At 48.7% G+C, this 18,730-nt stretch carries 18 protein-coding genes; 5 read left to right on the top strand and 13 right to left on the bottom strand.

Annotation, left to right across the window (positions count from 1 at the left end; translation table 11 throughout):
- The 3 genes from IQ260_RS11905 to IQ260_RS11895 all read right to left on the bottom strand — a co-directional run.
- The coding region (locus IQ260_RS11905; RefSeq protein WP_193993326.1) for a two-partner secretion domain-containing protein at window positions 1–2,510 on the bottom strand (2,510 nt) is incomplete at its 3' end.
- A gap of 150 nt (window positions 2,511–2,660) precedes the next feature.
- The gene (locus IQ260_RS11900) at window positions 2,661–3,653 is read right to left on the bottom strand and encodes a glycoside hydrolase family 16 protein (RefSeq protein WP_193993325.1); all 993 of its coding nucleotides are present in this window, start codon (window positions 3,651–3,653) and stop codon (window positions 2,661–2,663) included.
- Between the two features lie 340 nt (window positions 3,654–3,993).
- Window positions 3,994–5,751, bottom strand: coding sequence for a ShlB/FhaC/HecB family hemolysin secretion/activation protein (locus IQ260_RS11895; protein WP_193993324.1), 1,758 nt, complete (start codon window positions 5,749–5,751; stop codon window positions 3,994–3,996).
- Window positions 5,752–5,977: 226 nt separating this feature from the next.
- On the opposite strand from IQ260_RS11895, the gene IQ260_RS11890 reads away from it, so the two are divergent.
- Window positions 5,978–6,610 carry a hypothetical protein gene (locus IQ260_RS11890; protein WP_193993323.1) on the top strand — a complete coding sequence of 211 codons (633 nt, stop codon included), beginning with the start codon at window positions 5,978–5,980 and terminating at the stop codon, window positions 6,608–6,610.
- A 10-nt stretch (window positions 6,611–6,620) separates the two neighbouring features.
- Here IQ260_RS11890 and IQ260_RS11885 read toward each other — a convergent pair whose 3' ends face one another.
- On the bottom strand, window positions 6,621–7,802 hold the full coding sequence (locus IQ260_RS11885; RefSeq protein WP_193993322.1) for a hypothetical protein: 1,182 nt from the start codon (window positions 7,800–7,802) through the stop codon (window positions 6,621–6,623).
- Window positions 7,803–8,092: 290 nt separating this feature from the next.
- Between IQ260_RS11885 and IQ260_RS11880 the strand changes: the two genes are divergently transcribed.
- Window positions 8,093–8,317: a helix-turn-helix domain-containing protein gene (locus IQ260_RS11880; protein ID WP_193993321.1), complete on the top strand. Its 225-nt coding sequence runs from the start codon at window positions 8,093–8,095 to the stop codon at window positions 8,315–8,317.
- A gap of 14 nt (window positions 8,318–8,331) precedes the next feature.
- On the opposite strand, the gene IQ260_RS11875 is transcribed toward IQ260_RS11880, so the two are convergent.
- On the bottom strand, window positions 8,332–9,267 hold the full coding sequence (locus tag IQ260_RS11875; RefSeq protein WP_193993320.1) for a hypothetical protein: 936 nt from the start codon (window positions 9,265–9,267) through the stop codon (window positions 8,332–8,334).
- A complete protein-coding gene (locus IQ260_RS11870) occupies window positions 9,267–9,620 on the bottom strand; it encodes a nucleotidyltransferase domain-containing protein (protein WP_193993319.1) in 354 nt (117 codons plus the stop codon). Before IQ260_RS11870 ends, IQ260_RS11875 begins: the two co-directional genes overlap by 1 nt.
- A gap of 208 nt (window positions 9,621–9,828) precedes the next feature.
- Here IQ260_RS11870 and IQ260_RS11865 point away from each other — a divergent pair, with 208 nt between their 5' ends.
- On the top strand, window positions 9,829–10,437 hold the full coding sequence (locus tag IQ260_RS11865; protein ID WP_193993318.1) for a hypothetical protein: 609 nt from the start codon (window positions 9,829–9,831) through the stop codon (window positions 10,435–10,437).
- Here the strand turns inward: IQ260_RS11865 and IQ260_RS11860 are convergent.
- Genes IQ260_RS11860 through IQ260_RS11850 form a run of 3 tightly spaced genes read right to left on the bottom strand, consistent with a single transcriptional unit; the run spans window position 10,434 to window position 11,651 of the window.
- Window positions 10,434–10,916, bottom strand: a complete 483-nt coding sequence (locus IQ260_RS11860) for an ureidoglycolate lyase (RefSeq protein ID WP_193993317.1) — start codon at window positions 10,914–10,916, stop codon at window positions 10,434–10,436. The genes IQ260_RS11865 and IQ260_RS11860 overlap by 4 nt on opposite strands.
- On the bottom strand, window positions 10,913–11,311 hold the full coding sequence (locus IQ260_RS11855; RefSeq protein ID WP_193993316.1) for a HEPN domain-containing protein: 399 nt from the start codon (window positions 11,309–11,311) through the stop codon (window positions 10,913–10,915). Before IQ260_RS11855 ends, IQ260_RS11860 begins: the two co-directional genes overlap by 4 nt.
- Window positions 11,289–11,651 carry a nucleotidyltransferase domain-containing protein gene (locus IQ260_RS11850; RefSeq protein WP_193993315.1) on the bottom strand — a complete coding sequence of 121 codons (363 nt, stop codon included), beginning with the start codon at window positions 11,649–11,651 and terminating at the stop codon, window positions 11,289–11,291. The genes IQ260_RS11855 and IQ260_RS11850 overlap by 23 nt, the downstream gene beginning before the upstream one ends.
- Before the next feature lie 212 nt (window positions 11,652–11,863).
- Here IQ260_RS11850 and IQ260_RS11845 point away from each other — a divergent pair, with 212 nt between their 5' ends.
- On the top strand, window positions 11,864–13,048 hold the full coding sequence (locus IQ260_RS11845) for a pyridoxal-phosphate-dependent aminotransferase family protein (protein WP_322744941.1): 1,185 nt from the start codon (window positions 11,864–11,866) through the stop codon (window positions 13,046–13,048).
- Window positions 13,049–13,190: 142 nt separating this feature from the next.
- On the opposite strand, the gene IQ260_RS11840 is transcribed toward IQ260_RS11845, so the two are convergent.
- Entirely contained in the window at window positions 13,191–13,748 is a 558-nt protein-coding gene (locus IQ260_RS11840) for a DUF192 domain-containing protein (protein ID WP_322744940.1), read from the bottom strand.
- 40 nt (window positions 13,749–13,788) lie between these two features.
- The gene (gene nblR / locus IQ260_RS11835; RefSeq protein WP_193993314.1) at window positions 13,789–14,478 is read right to left on the bottom strand and encodes a response regulator transcription factor NblR; all 690 of its coding nucleotides are present in this window, start codon (window positions 14,476–14,478) and stop codon (window positions 13,789–13,791) included.
- A 217-nt stretch (window positions 14,479–14,695) separates the two neighbouring features.
- Here nblR and IQ260_RS11830 point away from each other — a divergent pair, with 217 nt between their 5' ends.
- Window positions 14,696–16,189 (top strand): cryptochrome/photolyase family protein, encoded by a 1,494-nt coding sequence (locus IQ260_RS11830; protein WP_193993313.1) that lies wholly within the window; start codon window positions 14,696–14,698, stop codon window positions 16,187–16,189.
- Window positions 16,190–16,198: 9 nt separating this feature from the next.
- Here IQ260_RS11830 and IQ260_RS11825 read toward each other — a convergent pair whose 3' ends face one another.
- Both IQ260_RS11825 and IQ260_RS11820 read right to left on the bottom strand, forming a co-directional pair.
- Window positions 16,199–16,351 (bottom strand): hypothetical protein, encoded by a 153-nt coding sequence (locus tag IQ260_RS11825; protein ID WP_193993312.1) that lies wholly within the window; start codon window positions 16,349–16,351, stop codon window positions 16,199–16,201.
- Between the two features lie 114 nt (window positions 16,352–16,465).
- Window positions 16,466–18,559: an FAD-dependent oxidoreductase gene (locus tag IQ260_RS11820; RefSeq protein ID WP_193993311.1), complete on the bottom strand. Its 2,094-nt coding sequence runs from the start codon at window positions 18,557–18,559 to the stop codon at window positions 16,466–16,468.
- Window positions 18,560–18,730 lie beyond the last annotated feature (171 nt).

Below are 18,730 nucleotides of genomic sequence, written 5' to 3'. Positions count from 1 at the left end.
ACACTAGCATCTCCAACTACGAAAGGAATATCCATAGAGCCACCACCATGGCTAATAGAGATACTACCTCCGCTCTGATTATCTGCACTTGAAATACTAACGGTTAATCCATTTTGATCAAGAAATGTGCCAATTACACTGAGCAGCGAATCTGTTGCAAGAACAATATTACCCCCGAGGGTATTCACTCCCTGAGTGTCTAATATACCTGTTGTAATTCGCCCAGCGGCATTGAGATTGACATCACCCCCCTGCTGGCCTGAATTATTAATATCTTCTGTTGTAATACTATCAAAATTACTGGCAATGGAAACTGTTGCCACATTGCTATCTATAGGAATTAGGTTGGGGTTGATTTCACCAATATTAACTGTCCCATCAGCGCTCAAAGCGATGGCTCCACCTTGACCTGGCACACCTAGATCTGAGAAAGCAAATGTTTCTAAAAGACCAGTAGCGATAGCGCCATTTTCAGCTGTGATTTGAACATTTCCACCAGTACTGCCAGCATTACCTAAGCGGCCAACTGTAAATGAAAAAATATCTCCTGTTACAATATTTCCGTTTTCTGTATTAAGGGTAATAGAACCACCATTGTCTGAAAACCCACTATTACCACTGCCTGGAGGAGCAGAGTTTGAAAAGGAACGGAGGATGTTAGTTGTAATATTGCCATTCTCTGAAAAGATATTAATATTTCCTCCTTGACCAGCATTGCCACTAGCGGCCTCTGCAAAAGTATTAATATCGCCTGTGTTAATATTTCCGCTTGCACTTAGAGAGATTTGCCCACCACTACCCAAATTAGTAGCAAGTGCATTTAGATCAGATGTGCTAATATCGCCAGCATTGGCTGTCAGCATGATGTTACCGGCATTAAGCAACCCATTAACTGAAGTATTGATAGTCCCCTGAGCAGCACTGATATTAGCAGCGGTAATATTTAGATCTCGACCATTTGTAACGATGGCGCTAGCTGGCTCCATCAAAAAATTATTTTCAGCAGAAAAAGTAATAGGTCCACCCGTAACAAAATTTAGAGCTACTCTCTGAGTGACAGTAATATCATTAGTTGCCTGTAACAACAAAGTTCCATCTAAGCTCTGTAGAAATGCTGCTCCAATCTGAAAATTATCTAAAGGGGCATCACCAAATAAAATCTGATTGTCATTCAGCTGACCATCATCAACACCTCCACCAGCTACAATGTCAATATTGATAGGATCTAACAGCAGCGTACCGTCAATCCCCTCAAGAGCCTCTAATGCAACAGAGCCATCAAAGAGTAAGCTCTCTTTGCCAGAAATTTCAATAAATCCGCCATCGCCGCCATTAACACCCCCACGAGCGCTGGTATGGCCATAGAATCCAGTCAGTTCATCGGCCCATATAATGACACTACCACCATCTCCAGCTTGCAAAGCATCTGCGATGATAACAGAGCTATCGTCTACATATGTTCGAGCTGCATTAATAATACTTTCTTGGCCTTGATATCCCCCACCAATTCTAACGATACCGCCCCCGTCATCCCCAGAAGCATTGATATTGGCCTTGATTAGAGCTACACGATCTCCCAGTATATTAATGCTGCCACCGAGGGTGTCAGTCACCTCAAGGGCTCCAGCAGCAATCGCTGTTCCAGCTGTCACCTCAAGTCCATTAGTATTGTCAGTGAGTTGGAGTAAGCCCTCTGCATTAAGTGTAATCTCCGAAGCATTGGCTAATTTCCCTCCTGTGAGAAGTTCAGCTAAGGAAAGGGGACTCAAGCTATCAACAGCTTCAATGGGTTGAGAAATAGGCTCTAACTCCAGACTTAGAAGCATATCGGCTTGACTCATACGTAGCCGACTGCTTCCAGGAACCGCAGTCAAGGTAATCTGGCCGCCTGGTGCAGAAAGCTCACCTGTATTGATGACACTTCCCCCCAGTAGCGTTAGAGAATTTCCTTCTTCTACAGATAGTAGCCCCGTGTTAACAACGCTACCAGGATTACTATCTGTGAAAATGAATCCTGAAGGTTTACCGATCAGCCCAGGAAAATCATTGGTTCCTGAAACGCTAAATTGGCTATTACCAAAGTCAACGCCATTAGCTGTCGTAGCTGTAAATGAGCCTTGAAGATTTAACTGTGCATTTGCTCCGAAGAGAATACCGGCAGGATTAATTAGATACAGGTTTGCTGAGCTGCCACCAGTAATTTGAACCAACCCATTAATGATAGATGCATTACCAGAGACAACCCGACCTAGAATATTTTGGATAGATGGGTTAGTAATGAAATTAGCACTCTCGCCAACCTGCAAACTAAAATTTTCAAAGCTATGAAAAAGATTGTCGCCACTCTGAGTACCACCATCAATATTAAAGTCAGTCTCAGTAGCTGTCACAGTAGTCCCGATACCATCAGATGTTGGCGTTATTTGAGCAATACTCGGTAAAACTCGATAATTATTAAATAACCCTAGCGTAATTAAAGATATGCAAATACCTTTCTTGAAAGTTTTCATTAAAGTAGTGCCCCTGATTGGTCAGCTGGTTGCCATGCTAAAGCGGTAGACAACACAAAATAAAGATGTTGTCTTTTTGCTTTATAATACAAAAAAGTGAATTATTGGTAGTATGCTAAAGCTTCTTAATAGCTTTCAGTCTGAGAACATTTATTCTGTTTGCCTGCAGACCTTCCGCAACCCGATTAATCCAGCCAAAAGGATAACTCCAAAAGAAGTGCTTGATTCTGGGACTGAGGCAGCTTCTAGCTGCTCTACTTGAACAAAATCTATCTCATAAAAGAAAGATTGATCTGTCGCCAGACTGAATGCAGGTTGTAGTGAATTATCAAAAGCATCAGCAAAATCGGCTGCTGGAGCCCAAAGGTTCAAATGAAGATTCAAGGGAGTCTCTGGAATATTGACATCTAAATCTCCTGTAGAGGCAGATTCAGTGCGAATTAAATTGCCGTTAACAAACCAGCGAACCTTGTCTGGCAACCACTCTATGCGAAACGTGTTGAATTCTGTTAAGTCCAAATTGTCAATATTAATAAATGCGGGATCACCTCTTCCTGGCGGATCATTTGCAAAAACATTAGTTAAAACTCTTGGAGGGCTTCCTGCTTCAGCGTTATTGACATCATTGGTTAAAAATTCAAAATCAATCTCATTGAATAGAAATTGATTGGAATTTATCTTTGTACTATCAAAGAGAAACATGGCTGCAACCAACCCTCTTTGAGTAGAGGTGCCCAAAGAATCAGGAGCATTTAACCGAGTCCGTGCTTCTACGGCAAGTCCATTCTTTCGGCTAAATGTTGTAGTAGAGATGATTTCAGAGCCAAAGAAAGACGGTATTTCGCCAGGTCCTAAATTACTATTCCGTGGATTAAAGGTATTTAACTCAAGCTGGGCAACTCCATTAACGATTGCCGGTCGCTCATTCAGTTTGAGCTGGGTTCGGCCTAAAAATGTCGGGTTTGACTCTCCTGGGCCAGGAGCTGGTACTGGAAATTGGGGTAAATCCCAGAGATCTGCACTAACATTGCCAGTTCCCTCAAAGTCATCTCGAAACAGCACGGCACCATAGGCCACTGTGCTTGAGCTAAGAATACTCAGCAAGGTTAGAGCACTGAAAATATTAAGCCTAACGTCTTTCATCACCTAAATCCTCTATACTAAAGAGCTAAAATCTAGGGAGGCGCTGTAAACAATTGTGGCGACATCATGAGTTTCTTATTGAAACCTACGACTTCTTAGAAGAGTTAAGATTGCACCTTATCCTGACTGATGCCGCTATCACTACGGTAACTTCCCTACCGAGTATATAAATTTGAAGGCCTAGAGCTTATTCAAAATCAAAAAACGTTATTAAACTTCTTCAGGAATTGGATGTGCATAAGCATTCGTTCGCCACTAGTGGGTTACGTCTAATCACCAATGGGCTTAAAACATCAGCATTTTGAACTCGGTGTGGGTTAACGCCTAGTCATACTACGGCCTAAAAATATTCAGGACTGAAATTTAGGAGAAGATAAATTCCACTCTCTTGGAGTGAATCGTTTGAGTTGTCATCGTCCACCAACGGAATGCCATAATCTACCCGCATAAACCACTCGGGAGATATCTGCCACCTTAGTCCTAAGCCTGTTGCCAACAAAAATGATGGGTCCGGGTCGGCAATGCGATTATTCCACCCGGCGCCTGCTTCAATAAATGGTGTCAGCTGCAAATAATTTGGATCGCCTGAAATCGGGACTCGTAGCTCCACCGAGCCGGTCAGTGCATTGTCTGCCACCAGCTGGTTCTGGGCATAGCCGCGCACGGTACCAATGCCGCCTACGCTAAACCGCTCAATGGGTAACAATGAATCGGGGGTAAGCTGACCATTAACCCGGCTCAATAGCAGTAACCGGGGCGATAGCTGTTCTACCCACTGAAACTGCCCCTGCCATGCAAAAAAACGTCCGTCGGTACCGCTATCGTTGACCGTGGCGTCAAATAAATCCAACCCTAAACTAAACTGCGATCGCGCTGCTAAAACACGCTTAGAATCGCGCTTTACCCAGTCCTGGTAAAACCGTAGTACGCTTACCTGGGACTCGCCATTTTCTGGACCCACGGAGAATGAAAATGGAATGTCATCTAAAATAAAGCTGCGACTGCGCCGCCAGTCAAAATCTAACCCGAGGGCAAACTCTTCTGCTGGACTTTGCCACAGGGGCTGACGTACGCCTACCGATACGGTTGTGGCATCGCTGCGAATGTCGATGTCGTCAAAGGGGTCTTCAACAATGCGGCTATCGCTATTATTAAACCGAGCCCTAACGGTGCCATTGCGGGCATTGATGGGGACTTCATAGCCGATATCGTAGAGATTTAACCCTTCACTCAGGCTAAATGATCCGGAGAGCCGGTCGCCGAGACCCAGAATATTTGTGTAGTCTGCTGAGATTGTGCCCTGTTCTGAGCCAATGCTGGGGGCGCGATAGTTATCGGCGGTAAAGGAAATGGTAAAGGGGTCTGCCTCTTGCACGTCTAAAATCAGTAGACTCAGACCGGGCGAACTACCCGAGGTGAGTTCAGCATTGACCTGGTCTAATAGGGGATCCAGCTGAAGGAGCTGGAGTCCTGCTTCTAGATTTTCCTGGTTGAGCGGAGTTTGGGTGACACGGGCCATGCGATCGCGAACATACCCCCTATTCAAACGCCTCAACCCATTAACCTGAATAGCCTCAATCTGGCCTTCCACCATCTGAATTTGGACAGTACCATCGGTCAGATCCTGGTTATTGGGCAAAAAGGCCCCCGAGGTGATGTAGCCCGCTGTAACATAGACCTGGGTAATGCGCGATCGCAACGTCAACAGATCGCTCAGTGTCAGCTCCTGACCTTGATAGCAGGCCACCTGGGCCGCAATTTCATCGCCCAGTACCGTACTACCCACCACCTCAATGGCAGTCACTAAATAGGTGGGTTCGTCAGTGATCGCCAGGGGTGGGCAAACACTCAAATCCCTGAGTCTGTCTACGGTGTCTTCAGTGGGAGCAACTTCCAGAGGCACCTCTTCAGGCAATGGTTCCGGTTCTAGCGGCTCTAACGATGGCACAGCCGGGTCCACCGGAGAGGGCAAATCGCTAGGGACGGTTTGTGCGATCGCAGCACCGGTCAGCATCAGCCAAATCGCTACTAACCAAACCAGATACTTGTGCGATATCCCAACACGTTGCAGCCGATACACTGAAGATCCAGTTGTCATAGTGGCACAGGGGTTTTTATCTACCCAAAGAATACAGATTTTTACGTATATACACTAGGGTCTGTCATCAATTGACGTAAAATCCGCGAAACCTGAGTACTATGACAGATGCTGTCTTAGCTAGCCGCTGCTGGTCACTGATTATGGCCAATGCCGGGCATTAAATTTTCTAGGGAAAATCAGTAGTGGCGACTGAAACTATTAGAAAGTATTGCTGACTCCTGAAATGAAACATCTAAAGCACATGTGGCCAGTTGCTCCAAAAATTTTGCGATCGCTGCTCATCGCGGTTTTAATCGTTACCCTGGCAGGGATGCACAGCGCCACGCTGGCGGCACGCCGTACTACTTCTCAAGTGCAATCACCATCCTCCGATACTCAGCTGATGGCAGCCCGCGCCCTACCCGGCGTTTATTCAGTACCCTCGTCTTGTTCAGTGCCCATCATTCCGGCCATCGTCACAGAAAATGAAATCGAACTGCGACAGTACCAGGCCGACTTTGCCAAATTTATTGAAGAGCAAGCCAAATTAGACCGGGAAGCATCCCTCACCTTGCAACGGGATGTCCTATCCATCGAAAGATTTCGCCTCGATTGCGAGATTAAGGTACTACAGGCCAGGCAAAGTCTGCAGACAGGCAGCGCCGTCCCCCTACCCAGAGTGTCAGTCACCCCCCAGGAAATTGAGCTTCGCAAACGTCAGCTCGCCATTGCCAAACAAATCGATGCGGAGGAAGGTGTCGCCCAGGAAGCCGGTATCGCCTCCATTAATAGTGTGTGGGCAGCCAGACGCAATCGCATTGATGCCGAGATTTTGCTCCTCCAGGCAACCGTTCAACAACGACTCCAGAACACCTAGGACAGACAAATCAATTTCGAGCCAATACTTCTCGATAAATCGGATTGGTAATCACCAATCCTCCCGCTTGTGAGCGTTTGAGCAAGCCAAGATCTACTAAATACTGCCGATCGTCATTGGAGGTAACTGGTAGCGGCAAGCCAGCCAACATCGGTTCTATGATGGTCTTAACTCGTTGTTCTTGTAAGCGCTCAGCCAAGCTATCCAGATGGGTATCCTGACGTTTGATGAGAATCTCTTTAGCCTGCTGCACAAGTTCTGGCGTGATGGTAGTTGCTGGGTCCGGAGCCAAGACTTCCACCAGCTGACGAGCCAGGGCATTGATTAACCAGGGCTGGCCATCAGTCAACTCAAAGACCAACTCTGTTGCCGCTTGCGAGAATATCTGGCCCGTATCATCCGTATGCTGCTGATATAGTTCTGCTACTTCAGCGGCTGTAAAATTTCGCATCGTGATCGACTCTGCCTTGATGTTAAACGGGCTCGATGTCGTCAGCCGGTTACTGCCGCCTGAGGCAACCTTATAGTCCCGCACATCCCGCAGGCCGATTAGCGCTACAGACTGGGGAAACCCACGGGGACGACTGCGAAATCCATTGCGCAACTGTCGCAATACTGATATCAGCGCTCCATTTTGCAACGTGTCTATTTCATCAATAAAAAGCACCAACGGTCTTGGAATAGCCTGACTCCAAGCACTCAAGCCCGCTTCAATTCGCTGACCCGGAGATGTTTCTGGCCAGGGTGGCGGCAGACAATCTGCAGGCAACTGTATTTTGGCATCGCCACGCCAGCTATTTAGTAAGGCCAGCTCCATAGCCCCCGGATCGTCTGAAAAGGGAGCCCCCAACTCTGCTGATACGAGTAGTGCTGCATACTGCCCTGAGTCAGTCAGGGTTTTGGCCAGGGCCAGCATGGCAGTAGTTTTGCCGATTTGACGGGGGGCGTGGAGGACAAAGTAGTTTTCTTGATCGACCAGGCGTTGTACCCCAGGTACTGACCAGCGGGGGGTGGGCAGCGTGTAGTGCTTTGTTTGGACACAGGGGCCTGTTGTGTTAAACCAGCGAGCCATAAGGGGGGTAGCGAAAAGCTTTCTATAGTCTACTGACGCGGCAGGTACTTCACCAATGCCCGCATGGATTCGTCGGGTTGAGGTTGGATGGGGCGATCGGTGGGTAAAAACTGGGTCCATTCGAAGGGTTCGGCGAAATGGTGATGGTGTTGACGGCTGCCTGGGAGCCGATGACGAGGATTTTGACGGGTTCACGATCGGGTTTCGGGACTGAGTAGAGCTGCAAGGAGGATTCGGGGGTAACTGTAGGAACAGGAAGTGTCACAAAGGCTTGAGTTCTCATAAAAGGATCTGAGGGATAGAGACCGTGTCTATTTAGAAAACAGGCACAGTCCAATTGGACTTAATTAGAATATCACAGTCCAATTGGACTGTATACGAAATGCTATGCCTTTGTAACGATAAAAGACATGGGCAGAGCGGGAAAGGCACTTAAAACAGTGATGGAGACTCACGGTATTAGCCAAGGTAAGTTGGCAGCTGTGATGGGTATTGGTGCATCTAATGTCTATCGCTGGGCTAATGAAGTGCGTGACCCTAGTTCTGAAACAGTGATTAGTCTAATTCAGGCGTTGAAACAAATTCAGCCTGAAGCAGCTGAAGATTTTAAGGCTCTCTACTTAAAAGATATTTAAGGTAGTTTTTTCGCTCAGCCCACATTGTCTGGATCTACACTTGAATTCTTCAAAATCAACTCAAGCATTTGCTGCCCTAATGATGTTATTTGAGGCATCTGTACATAGCTGCTCCCTCTTAACTGATCAGCTTGTTTATTGATCAACTTCTGCCAAGCAAGTACTTTTCTGAGGGTACCTGTAATTTGTGACATAGCACTGTAGTCGTCTATAGCAATCAAACCATATTTTTCAAGGACGTCCAAATGATGGAACACTATTGATGTAGAGCTTAGCTCGAAGTCATTTCCAAGAACAATCTGAGATTTAAATATTTGCTGCTTATCAAGCTTAGAAATAGGCTGATTTCTAAACGTTTCTATAACTCCAATCTCATCTTCGTCTAAACTAGAGCTGAGTACTCTCTGTTCTGCTTGCGAAATTCTATTCAGAAGTTCTATATCCCCATACTCTAATCCCTCAAGAATAGATATTAAGCGTAGCGTCAAACCATTGCTATATTGCTCTAAATTGAATGCGCTGGTAAGAGCATTTTTGAGTAAACGGCGTTTTCTAGAATCAGCAGTTTTTTCAGAGGCTTGTAGAACAGCTTTTACGATTGCTGCGAAATCAGCCGGAGCTGGTTTATCCTCTTTCGGCAAATGGCTGAGAAGAATATTAATTTTCTCTTGTAGTATAGGAATTTGATCTAACAACCATTTCCAGTTCAAGTCCTCAAGTCGATTTTCCTGTCTATATTGGCCAACTCCAGTAGAAATCTCTATAAAGCGCTTGATCGCTGGTCCGGCAAATGGTACTCCAGAAGCACCTTCAGCTATAAATTCAGCACCGTCTTGCCAATCCAAATTGCGATAGTGAGACGGCAAATCCTGTGCTGTAGGAACATGTGTTTGATCAGATTCTGGCGGTAATACTTCTGGGTGAACTGGTTGGCTTTCAGGTGCCGACATCACAGTAAAACCCCTTCTTGTCGGATATTTCGTAACAGCGGTGAATTTTCCTCTTCATACCGAGCTGCTGACAAAAACAGGCGCGAAATCAATACATCATTTTCTAAACATAGACGTGCTACCAATGCTCCTGTTTGATTAATCTCTGTGCTCGCATCGACTGGCCCATTCAGCACAATCAACACATCTATATCAGAATCCGTAGTGGCCTGCTGCCGAGCATAGGACCCAAACAATACCAAGCGATGTAAGCGATTTTGGTAATAATCCTGCAAATTTTGCTTGAACTCGCTGAGCAAATGATTCAGCTTTGATGGAAGAAAATCCTTAGTTTTTAGTACTTCCTCACTCATAATTTCATTGTGCTTGTTGGTTTAATACTTTCTTGAGTGAGCTAGCAAATCCTATATCTAATTGAAATAGCCTCATCTGTCACCCTCAGCTTCCTCCGGCTTTAGCCTAATTTCCATAATCTTGAACCATATTTACGGACGACTCCATTCTAAATGCTCCAAAATAGTAATCACCAATGACAGCCCTCACTGTATCTAGGAGTAACCCATGGCTCAAGTGCTTAAGTCCGATCAGTCCTATACCTTTAGCAGAATCTTTGACCTAAAGATTCCAGCTGATGAGTTTGCCGTTGAGCTTGGCTATACCCTGACTCGTCAACGGTTAAGCTTACCCCGCTTTCAAGGAGAGCTAGACCGCATTCAAGAACTTCGTGCCCGCATCGAAGAAATACTCCCTTATGTAGATCTAGCCAGCGAAACATCTAGACGCGAAGTCCTCATCTCGCGAGTAGTCTCAGAACTGGTCCACTACACTAAAGCCCAATTACGGATTGAATACCCCATCAAAGTCAACACTCAACTGCAGGGATATTTAGACTACCTATTAAAAACTCAAACAGAGCTGCTAGTCATCGAAGCAAAACGCCAGGACTTAGACTACGGTTTTACTCAGCTCATCGCCGAAATGGTTGCTCTGGATCAGTGGGAGAAAACCCCTGAGCAACCCATGTTATTAGGTGCAATAACAACAGGAACAGTCTGGCAATTTGCTTGGCTCCATCGTGATACCAAACATTTTGAACAAGGTCTAGACAGCTATCGTGTTCCTGAAGACCTAGACGATCTCATGCGCATCCTAGTCGCAGCGCTTACCTAATCAACAATATCAAACGCTAGTCCGTAGGTTTGTTCTAGATTGCAGGTGTCATGATCGACTACGTTGGTATCGCTTAGCTCTAGGTTATAGAAATTAATCACATCTGTTTCAAACAAAGGCCCTGCATGCCAGGTGCCCACCCCTAGCTTAATAAAACAATCCCCAGGAATCTTAAACGCCTGAATCTGTTCTGGGTCCGGCGCGCTACCATCACAGGGGGGAGCCACTGCCATCAGCCATTCTTTGCCTTCTAGCGAGCCCAAACACTGCGTACAGGCCAAATGCCGCGTAATCCGCTCAAACCGGGTGCCCTTACGCTCTAGCTGCATGATGTAAAAACGTGGAATGCCCCCATCCAACTTAAGCTGAGCATCCTCAGTATCATAGGCTTTACCATCATGTTGGGGACCTAGCACCTGTCCAAAAGGGCGAAACGCCTCAGCAGTGAGTGGGTGAGCAATTAGCTGATTAATCTTCATGACGACACTTGCCCCGAGATAAAGTTATCCACATGCTGATAAATGGCCTGAGCCATAGCGATGCTTTGCTCACGATCCAATGGTTCCACGTCATTCTCTAATTCAGCATATCGAAGGCGTACTGCAAAATCATTAAACGCAGCCAGCTCCCAAAAACTACTAACGTCATAGCCTTTAGCTTCTATGATTCGCAGCAACGCAGCTACATCATGGGTAAATGGAAACACTTCACCCAACGCGGAAATCCATGCTTTTAGGGCTTTTTCTGCTGTCTGTTGCCCATGAAAACCAAAAATTTCATCAGCAAACACCTGACTATCGGTCATTCCTGACATTGCACGCAAATCACGATTAGCTGCATTCAGTAAACTTCTAGCTTCGCTCAGGTCGTTCATACAATATCTGCCCCTCTCTAAAAGCATGGGCAACAACATGATTACGCCATTCCTTATATTGGGAAATTTCCGCTTGGCTATACATCAAAATATCAGTTGAAATGCCCAACGTTGACAATGCTACCCAGAGCTTTGTTGCCTGTTGCCGACGACTATGTCCAGGACCATAGGGCTCAGCTTCAATCACCAGCAAGTCGTAATCAGAATCGGGGCGAGCACGCCCGGTTGCACGAGAGCCAAATAGAACTATTTGAACAGGCTCAACTGCTTCTACGATGATGCTCGAAATCTTTGATAGTAGATCACGGCTGTTTTCAGCAGTACTTGCCTCTGCAAACATTAATCTCTGATGTCCTTGCGTAATAGCTTTTGTCTAAGATACCAAACGAGCCTTTTAGGACCGTAAAAAGCTCACTGCCCATAATCAAAACCTTACAACACATCAAAAATGCAGGGGGGGATCCCAAAACTTATGCGATTCTGGGGAATGCACTTTTGCAATTGCTGATTTGTGGTGCGAACCAATTAGAGTCAATCCTGCGGAGATCAGCAATGCCTATTTTACCTACGTCATCCCCCAAACCCATGGACAATAAAGCAATGCTAATGATTCCGGGACCCACACCGGTACCCGAGAAAGTTCTCCAGGCGATGGGCAAGCACCCCATCGGCCACCGCAGCGGCGACTTTAGTAAAATCATTGCCGAGGTCAATGAGGGCCTCCAGTGGCTATTTCAAACCAAGAATGAAGTATTGACGCTGTGCGCTAGCGGCACAGGCGTCGTTGAAGCGGGGATCATCAACTTCCTGAGCGCGGGCGATAAAGTTCTGGTGGGCAGAAACGGTAAGTTTGGCGATCGCTGGGCGCAGATTTCCAAAGCCTTTGGTCTCGATGTACAAGTTATTGAAGAAGACTGGGGTGTCCCCCTTAAGCCTGAAGACTTTGGCGCAGCCCTAGAAGCGGATAGCGACAAGGCGATCAAGGCTGTGATCGTTACCCACAGCGAAACATCCAGCGGTGTACTCAACCCGGTCGAAGCGATCAACGAGAAGGTCCAAGCCCACGGTGAAGCGCTGATCATTGTGGATGCGGTGACGAGTTTGGCCTCCTATGACCTCAAGGTGGATGAACTGGGTCTAGATGTGGTGGCCTCCGGCTCCCAGAAAGGCTTTATGATCCCGCCGGGAATGGGGTTTGTGTCGGTTAGTGAAAAGGCTTGGGCGGCTTATAAGAACGCCACGCTGCCTAAGTTCTATATGGACTTGGGTAAGTATCGCAAATCATTTGCTAAGAGCAGCACGCCGTTTACACCGCCGGTAAACCTGTATTTCGGTCTGCAGGCGGCCCTAGAGATGATGAAGGCAGAAGGTCTGGAAAATATCTTTGCCCGGCACGAGCGGCAGAAGCAGGCCTGTCGTGCGGCGATGAAGGCGCTGGGTTTACCGCTGCTGGCTCCCGACGACTTTAGCAGCCCGGCGGTGACGTCTGTGATCCCTGACGAAATTGTCAGCGCTGAGGCGATTCGCTCCACCATGAGCAAGCAGTTTGATATTGCGATGGCAGGTGGTCAGGATCATCTCAAGGGCAAGATCTTTCGGATTGGGCATCTTGGGTTTGTGTGCGATCGCGACATCCTCGCCACCATTGCTTCCCTTGAAACCACCCTACAAATCCTTGGCTACGAGGGCTTTACCCCCGGTAGCGGCGTCTCTGCAGCTAGCCAGGTATTGCGGTAGCTTCGGCTTCGCTCAGCTACCTAGGCGGCTTCGCTCAGCTACCTAGGCGGCTTCGCTCAGCTACCTAGGCTTCGGCTCCGCTCAACCCTCTGGAAGTTATGTAGCTGGTATGTAGCTGGCTGAGCGGAGTCGAAGCCAGCGGCTATTCCTCCAAAAACACGATCTCCACCCGATCCCCTTTCTGCAAACCCAGCTCTGCCGCCCGGCCAATCCGCAGCTCGATCACATTGTCCACCAGCAGTCTGCCCGGACTATACGTAGGACAGGGATCGGCCTCACAGGGGGGCGCTTCGGCAATCCCCTGCACCTGCCCCTGATATAAAAACACCATGTCCAGACCCACGGGCACGTTTTTCATCCAAAAACCCACCGGTCGAGCCGGGCTAAAGGGAAACAGCATCCCCCGGTTATCAGGTAGGGTCTTACGGTGCATCAGCCCTAGACTCTGCTGTTGCGACGTACGAGCAACCTCCAGGTCAAAGGTTTCACCGGCAATGGTGGCTTGGGCGGTAATGGGTAGCACTTGACCAGGTCCGGTAAGCATGGAAGCGGGATCGGTGGGCGCAGGATCAGCGGCAGGTGTGACTGTTTCTGCTGGCGGTGTCTCTGCCGGTGGCGTCTCTGCTGACGGAGTAGAACAGGCGAGCAGCAGACAGCATGCTAGCAGGGGTAAATATCGCCTTGTATGCCGGTTGATCACACGTATTTCCTTTGGTTCAATCAATGTTTGACTATCAGCGTTATGCTTCTCGCAGTACGTAGCCCACACCGCGCACGGTTTGAATCAGCCGCTTTTCGCCGTCGCCGTCGATCTTTAGCCGCAGATAGCGAATGTACACTTCAATCACATTCGACTCACCCATAAAGTTGTAGCCCCAGACATTTTCTAAAATCTGTTCGCGGGTCAGGACTTCTCTGGGATGTTCCATCAGATATTTGAGCAGCTCAAATTCTTTCATGGTGAGGTCAATCACCCGGCTGCCGCGCAGGGCCTGGCGATTGGTGACGTTGAGGGTAAGCTCCCCAAATACAATTTGCTCAATGCCGTGCTCGCTGGGCTGCAGATAGGCGCTGACTAAGGCAATAAATTCATCGCTGCGGTAGGGTTTGAGGATATAGTCATCGGCCCCAGACTCAATACAGGCTACCCGGTCGTCCAGGTTATCACGGGCCATCAGTAGCAGCATGGGGGTACGGTCTCCTTGCGATCGCAGCTGCTGACACAGATCCAACCCCGACTCTCCCGCCAGCATGCGATTGACCACAATCAGCGCTGGCTGCCGGTTACGCACCTCCTGCATACCAGAATCGATGGTGGTGGCCACCAGTGGAATATAGCCCGACTCCCGCAGGTCATTGCTGACATCATGGGCCAAGTCTTCATTGGCTTCCACCAGCAGCACACAGGGGGTGGCTTCAGCGACACTCATGGAGATCACCTCATGCATCAGAACATTTATCCTACGCAAATACTAGCGTGTGTTGATAAAAACGCCATAGGTTAAAGCATAGCTGTTGCTGATGTAAGGGATAAACTGATTCTGTGAAATACTCTGGTAGTCAGCAGTTCACGGATGAAGTCATACCGGGGATCAGCAACGCCAAAGATATAGCCATAAAGCAGTAAGGCGTTGGGTGGTACATTCTATGACCGTTGGCATTTGGGTATTGGGGGATCAGCTTTGGGAGGCTCAGGCCGCGCTGGCCAGTGAGCCCCAGGCTCCAGTTATTTTTATCGAGTCCCGTCGTCACAGTACCGAGCGTCGCTATCATCGCCAAAAGCTGGTGCTGGTCTGGTCGGCTATGCGCCACTTTGCTTCCGAGCTAGAGGCCCAGGGTCGCGCTGTTACTTATCAAATAGTCGATGATTTTGAAACACCGCTGCGGCAGTGGATTAAGTCCCAGGGCATTAGCGAACTGCGGGTGATGGAGCCCGCTGACCGTCCCTTTGCCCGGTTTCTAGAAAACATGAACCTGCCCTGCCAGCTCACGGTGGTTCCCAACAATCACTTTCTCTGGTCCGTGGCGGAGTTTAAACAGTGGGCTGACGGTCGTAAACGTTTGCTGATGGAGTCGTTTTACCGTGAGGGTCGCAAACGCTATGGCATCCTGATGGCCGATGACAAACAACCCATCGGCGGACAGTGGAACTACGACAAAGAGAATCGTAAACCCCCTAAAAAAGAGATTAATCCACCGGCTCCCCACTGGTTTGACCCCGATGAGATTACCCAGCAGGTGATGGCAGATGTGGCCAAGCTAGACACCTTTGGAGATTTAGACACCTTTGGCTGGGCCGTAACGCGCTCCCAGGCGTTGCAGGTGCTGGACTACTTTATTAATGTGCGGTTGACCACCTTTGGCCCCTATCAAGATGCCATGGTGACCGGTGAGGATACGCTCTGGCATGCGCTGCTGTCGCCCTATCTAAATATCGGGCTGCTACAGCCGCTGGAGGTGATTGAGGCGGTGGAAACGGCCTACCACGAATGGGAGCTGCCGCTAAACAGCGTTGAGGGATTTATTCGGCAGGTGCTGGGCTGGCGAGAATATATGCGTGGTCTCTATAGCTATGTGAATGACGATTATCCAGCGGGCAACTATTTTGAGCATCACCAGCCCGTACCCGAGTTTTTCTGGACTGGCGATACCTCCATGAACTGTTTGCACCAGAGTATCGACCAGGCTAAACGCACGGGCTACAACCACCATATTCAGCGGCTGATGATCCTGAGTAATTTTGCTTTGATTGCCGGACTGTCTCCCCAGGAAGTAGAGTCCTGGTTCCATGCGGCCTTTATCGATGCCTACGACTGGGTAATGCAAACCAATGTGATTGGTATGGGGCTGTTTGCCGATGGGGGAATGCTCGCCACTAAACCCTATGCCGCCTCTGCCAACTATATCAATCGCATGAGCGACTACTGTAAAGGTTGTCATTACAATCCTAAGGCCCGTATAGGAGAGAATGCCTGCCCCTTTAATTTCTTTTATTGGGATTTTTTGGCGCGCCATCGCGACAAACTGCAAAAGCAGGGTCGGATGAATTTTATTTTGAAAAATCTCGATAAAATGTCCAGCGAAGACTATGACGCTGTGCGAGATCAGGCCCGACAATGGCATCAAAGCCAGACATCATAACAGGTCTTTTTAAGCGCTGTTTTGAGCTGTCCAGGCTGCGATCGCAAGCTCTAACGCTTCTACCACAACCATATTCATAGACTGCTCTTTAGCCGTAGCTAGCTGTTTAATTTCTTGCTTCACCCGAGGGGGGACATAGATTGTCATCTGTTCGGTCGGCATAAATCATTTGTCCTAGCGACACATACCCGGAGTCTAGGACAACCCGCTGGGCAGTCACACCTGCAAATGGCCGATTTTTGTACCCACAAATGCGTAACTCTGCCCTTGGGCTATTCAGATAGCAAGCTTCGCCTTTAGTAAGACATAAAACACCCGTGCCAGATCTCGCCGCTGTACAATCCGCTGATCTCGAGGGGTGTTGGCAAAGGCCGCGCCATAGGCTTGGGGCATGGCTTGCTTAACCAAAAAGCCAAGCTGTTTCCGAGTCATGGCCTGATCGGGGGCAAACACCCCTCGACGCATCCCCGCTACCATACCTGTCGCTTTAAGGGTTTCAACAGTGCTATAGGCCCAGTGACGGCCAGGCTGTACATCTTTAAACGAAGGTTGCTCCGGCGTGATTTTTTCTAACCCCAACAGATTGACGAGGGCTGTACACACCACGGCCCGACTGACACTGCCATGGGGGCGAAAGTGCAGATTCTTGGCATTCTCACTGGTGATAATCCCCGCCGCCGCCATCACTTGAATCGCCTCAAAGTCAGAATCACGATGGGACACATCATCAAACCAGACAATGGGAATCCCATTGCGGGTGACAAATCCTTGCAGTTTACACAGCAGAGATTCATCGCTAACAATCTCACGGGGTTGTTTTCCCGTCCAAACACTAAAGGCTGCCAAAAAGCCGCTGGCTTCACCAATGGCCCACTCCACCGGATGCATCCGATAGGCCGCATTGGTAATGTGGGTGGTGCCGATGCTCTTGGCCGACAGCACCAGACCATCCGTATCTACCGGGACCAGAGATGTGGCAGGCAGCGTAAACGGTAGCGCAATCACATCTTTCCCCCGAGGGTTGACATGGCCCTCCACCAAATTGCCATGCAGGTCTAGATAGTGATACTGCCCTATTCCCAGGGTGTCATCAAAGGTGCGTGCCCTGGCCTGGTTCGGGAAAAAGCTAGCGGCCACATCCTCATGGCGAATAGTGGTCAAGGCAATGCCCCGACGCGCTTCTCGAATATAGGGTTCGAGGGCAATGCCATCCTTAGTCCAGGTCAGATCGCCTCGAGGCTTGAGGTCGGACACACCGCTAACCTGCAAATAGTGAATGTAGGCTTGAGCCCGTATCCTGGCCCGTTGAATTTGTTGTTGCCGCTCGGACCGACTGAGACCAATAAGATACCCGGTGCGATAGTCATTGCCACAGCACTGCCCTCGCTGGGGATGGTTGGATGTGCCCCAATTAATCACGGCAACATCGCCAGGAGAAACTAGTTTCTCATTCAAATACCGACGCTTTAAACGTCGATAGCGAAAAATACCAAAGGCATGAAAGAAATCACGTTTTTTCCAAACATTGTTTTTTCTGACCCAAAAATCTCCCGTAAACTCTTGGATATTAAGCCAGGGGACACGACCATATTCTGTTGGTGCCGGTACGGGTACGCCTTTGCCAGGATAGGTGCGTTCCACTACCACATCAAAGGTAAAAGATTGCTGACACTCAGGACGGGCCTCCTCAGGTAAGATCGCTTCTCCGGTATCGCTGCGGGCTTCTTGGCCCACCCGTGAGGGCAGATTGGCGAGTTCAAGGAGATCGCCAAAGTCGGTAGCTTCGATCACCACCTGGGCCTTTACGGTAAATGAGTGTTGGGTTCTAGTATCCTGACAGGCTACACCGGTCACCCGGCGCGGGCTGTCTTCTGCTTGAGTCAGCAGCAGCGATGTCGGCTCAGCATAGGGAATCAGTGTGAGCTTACCGGACTTCAGATAGGGCATTAGGGGCTCATTTAGGGCCATCGACGCCACCACCGGAGTCGTTGACAGCGGGCACACCCAAGACCCGCCTGGATCCTTAACCACCCGTCCCGACACCGGCTGTAGCTGCCGCTGCCGTTGCCGAAACAGCCGTTGGCTTTTGGAGATGGCGAATTCTTCACCCGCTAAGTTTGTCAGGTTTGCCTGGTGTCGCAATAAATCGCCATCGTCAGAGGCGGGCAATGCCTGGGCTGTAAACTGCCCTCCGACCATCCTTTGGGGCTGTACCAAGCAAACATCCAACTTGAGTTTGAGTGCCGTCAGGGCTGTAGTATAGGCAGCTGTCGAACCGCCGATGATGGCAATTGAGCAGCTATAAGTAGCGCCATTCTCCGGGCGGGTTAAGGCATCGTCACTAAGCAGACCGTTTTGCTGCTGAACCATAGGTGTTGCTCCAAGCTCATCCCATCATGGCTTGAGGTCGTGATATTCGGTTAAATTTGTCCGTAGTTTTTTATAAATCGCTGATATGCATTGGGATTTAGTAGCTTTGCAACCGAGCTTGGTGCAAAATTTGAGGTAACCTCGGATCATCAGATCATCAGGATAATAATC

Source organism: Leptolyngbya cf. ectocarpi LEGE 11479 (assembly GCF_015207065.1).
GTDB lineage: Bacteria > Cyanobacteriota > Cyanobacteriia > Phormidesmidales > Phormidesmidaceae > Leptothoe > Leptothoe ectocarpi.
The sequence above is the reverse complement of the archived record's forward strand: the minus strand, read 5'-3'. Positions and strand labels throughout refer to the sequence as shown.

Bases quoted from the DNA above. Each gene is read 5' to 3' on its own strand.
- nblR (WP_193993314.1), bottom strand. From the start codon at position 14,478: ATGAGTGTCGCTGAAGCCACCCCCTGTGTGCTGCTGGTGGAAGCCAAT.
- IQ260_RS11880 (WP_193993321.1), top strand. From the start codon at position 8,093: ATGGGCAGAGCGGGAAAGGCACTTAAAACAGTGATGGAGACTCACGGT.
- IQ260_RS11865 (WP_193993318.1), top strand. From the start codon at position 9,829: ATGGCTCAAGTGCTTAAGTCCGATCAGTCCTATACCTTTAGCAGAATC.
- IQ260_RS11890 (WP_193993323.1), top strand. From the start codon at position 5,978: ATGAAACATCTAAAGCACATGTGGCCAGTTGCTCCAAAAATTTTGCGA.
- IQ260_RS11870 (WP_193993319.1), bottom strand. From the start codon at position 9,620: ATGAGTGAGGAAGTACTAAAAACTAAGGATTTTCTTCCATCAAAGCTG.
- IQ260_RS11860 (WP_193993317.1), bottom strand. From the start codon at position 10,916: ATGAAGATTAATCAGCTAATTGCTCACCCACTCACTGCTGAGGCGTTT.
- IQ260_RS11820 (WP_193993311.1), bottom strand. From the start codon at position 18,559: ATGGTTCAGCAGCAAAACGGTCTGCTTAGTGACGATGCCTTAACCCGC.
- IQ260_RS11830 (WP_193993313.1), top strand. From the start codon at position 14,696: ATGACCGTTGGCATTTGGGTATTGGGGGATCAGCTTTGGGAGGCTCAG.
- IQ260_RS11850 (WP_193993315.1), bottom strand. From the start codon at position 11,651: ATGTTTGCAGAGGCAAGTACTGCTGAAAACAGCCGTGATCTACTATCA.
- IQ260_RS11855 (WP_193993316.1), bottom strand. From the start codon at position 11,311: ATGAACGACCTGAGCGAAGCTAGAAGTTTACTGAATGCAGCTAATCGT.
- IQ260_RS11845 (WP_322744941.1), top strand. From the start codon at position 11,864: ATGCCTATTTTACCTACGTCATCCCCCAAACCCATGGACAATAAAGCA.
- IQ260_RS11885 (WP_193993322.1), bottom strand. From the start codon at position 7,802: ATGGACCCAGTTTTTACCCACCGATCGCCCCATCCAACCTCAACCCGA.
- IQ260_RS11900 (WP_193993325.1), bottom strand. From the start codon at position 3,653: ATGAAAGACGTTAGGCTTAATATTTTCAGTGCTCTAACCTTGCTGAGT.
- IQ260_RS11875 (WP_193993320.1), bottom strand. From the start codon at position 9,267: ATGTCGGCACCTGAAAGCCAACCAGTTCACCCAGAAGTATTACCGCCA.
- IQ260_RS11895 (WP_193993324.1), bottom strand. From the start codon at position 5,751: ATGACAACTGGATCTTCAGTGTATCGGCTGCAACGTGTTGGGATATCG.
- IQ260_RS11825 (WP_193993312.1), bottom strand. From the start codon at position 16,351: ATGCCGACCGAACAGATGACAATCTATGTCCCCCCTCGGGTGAAGCAA.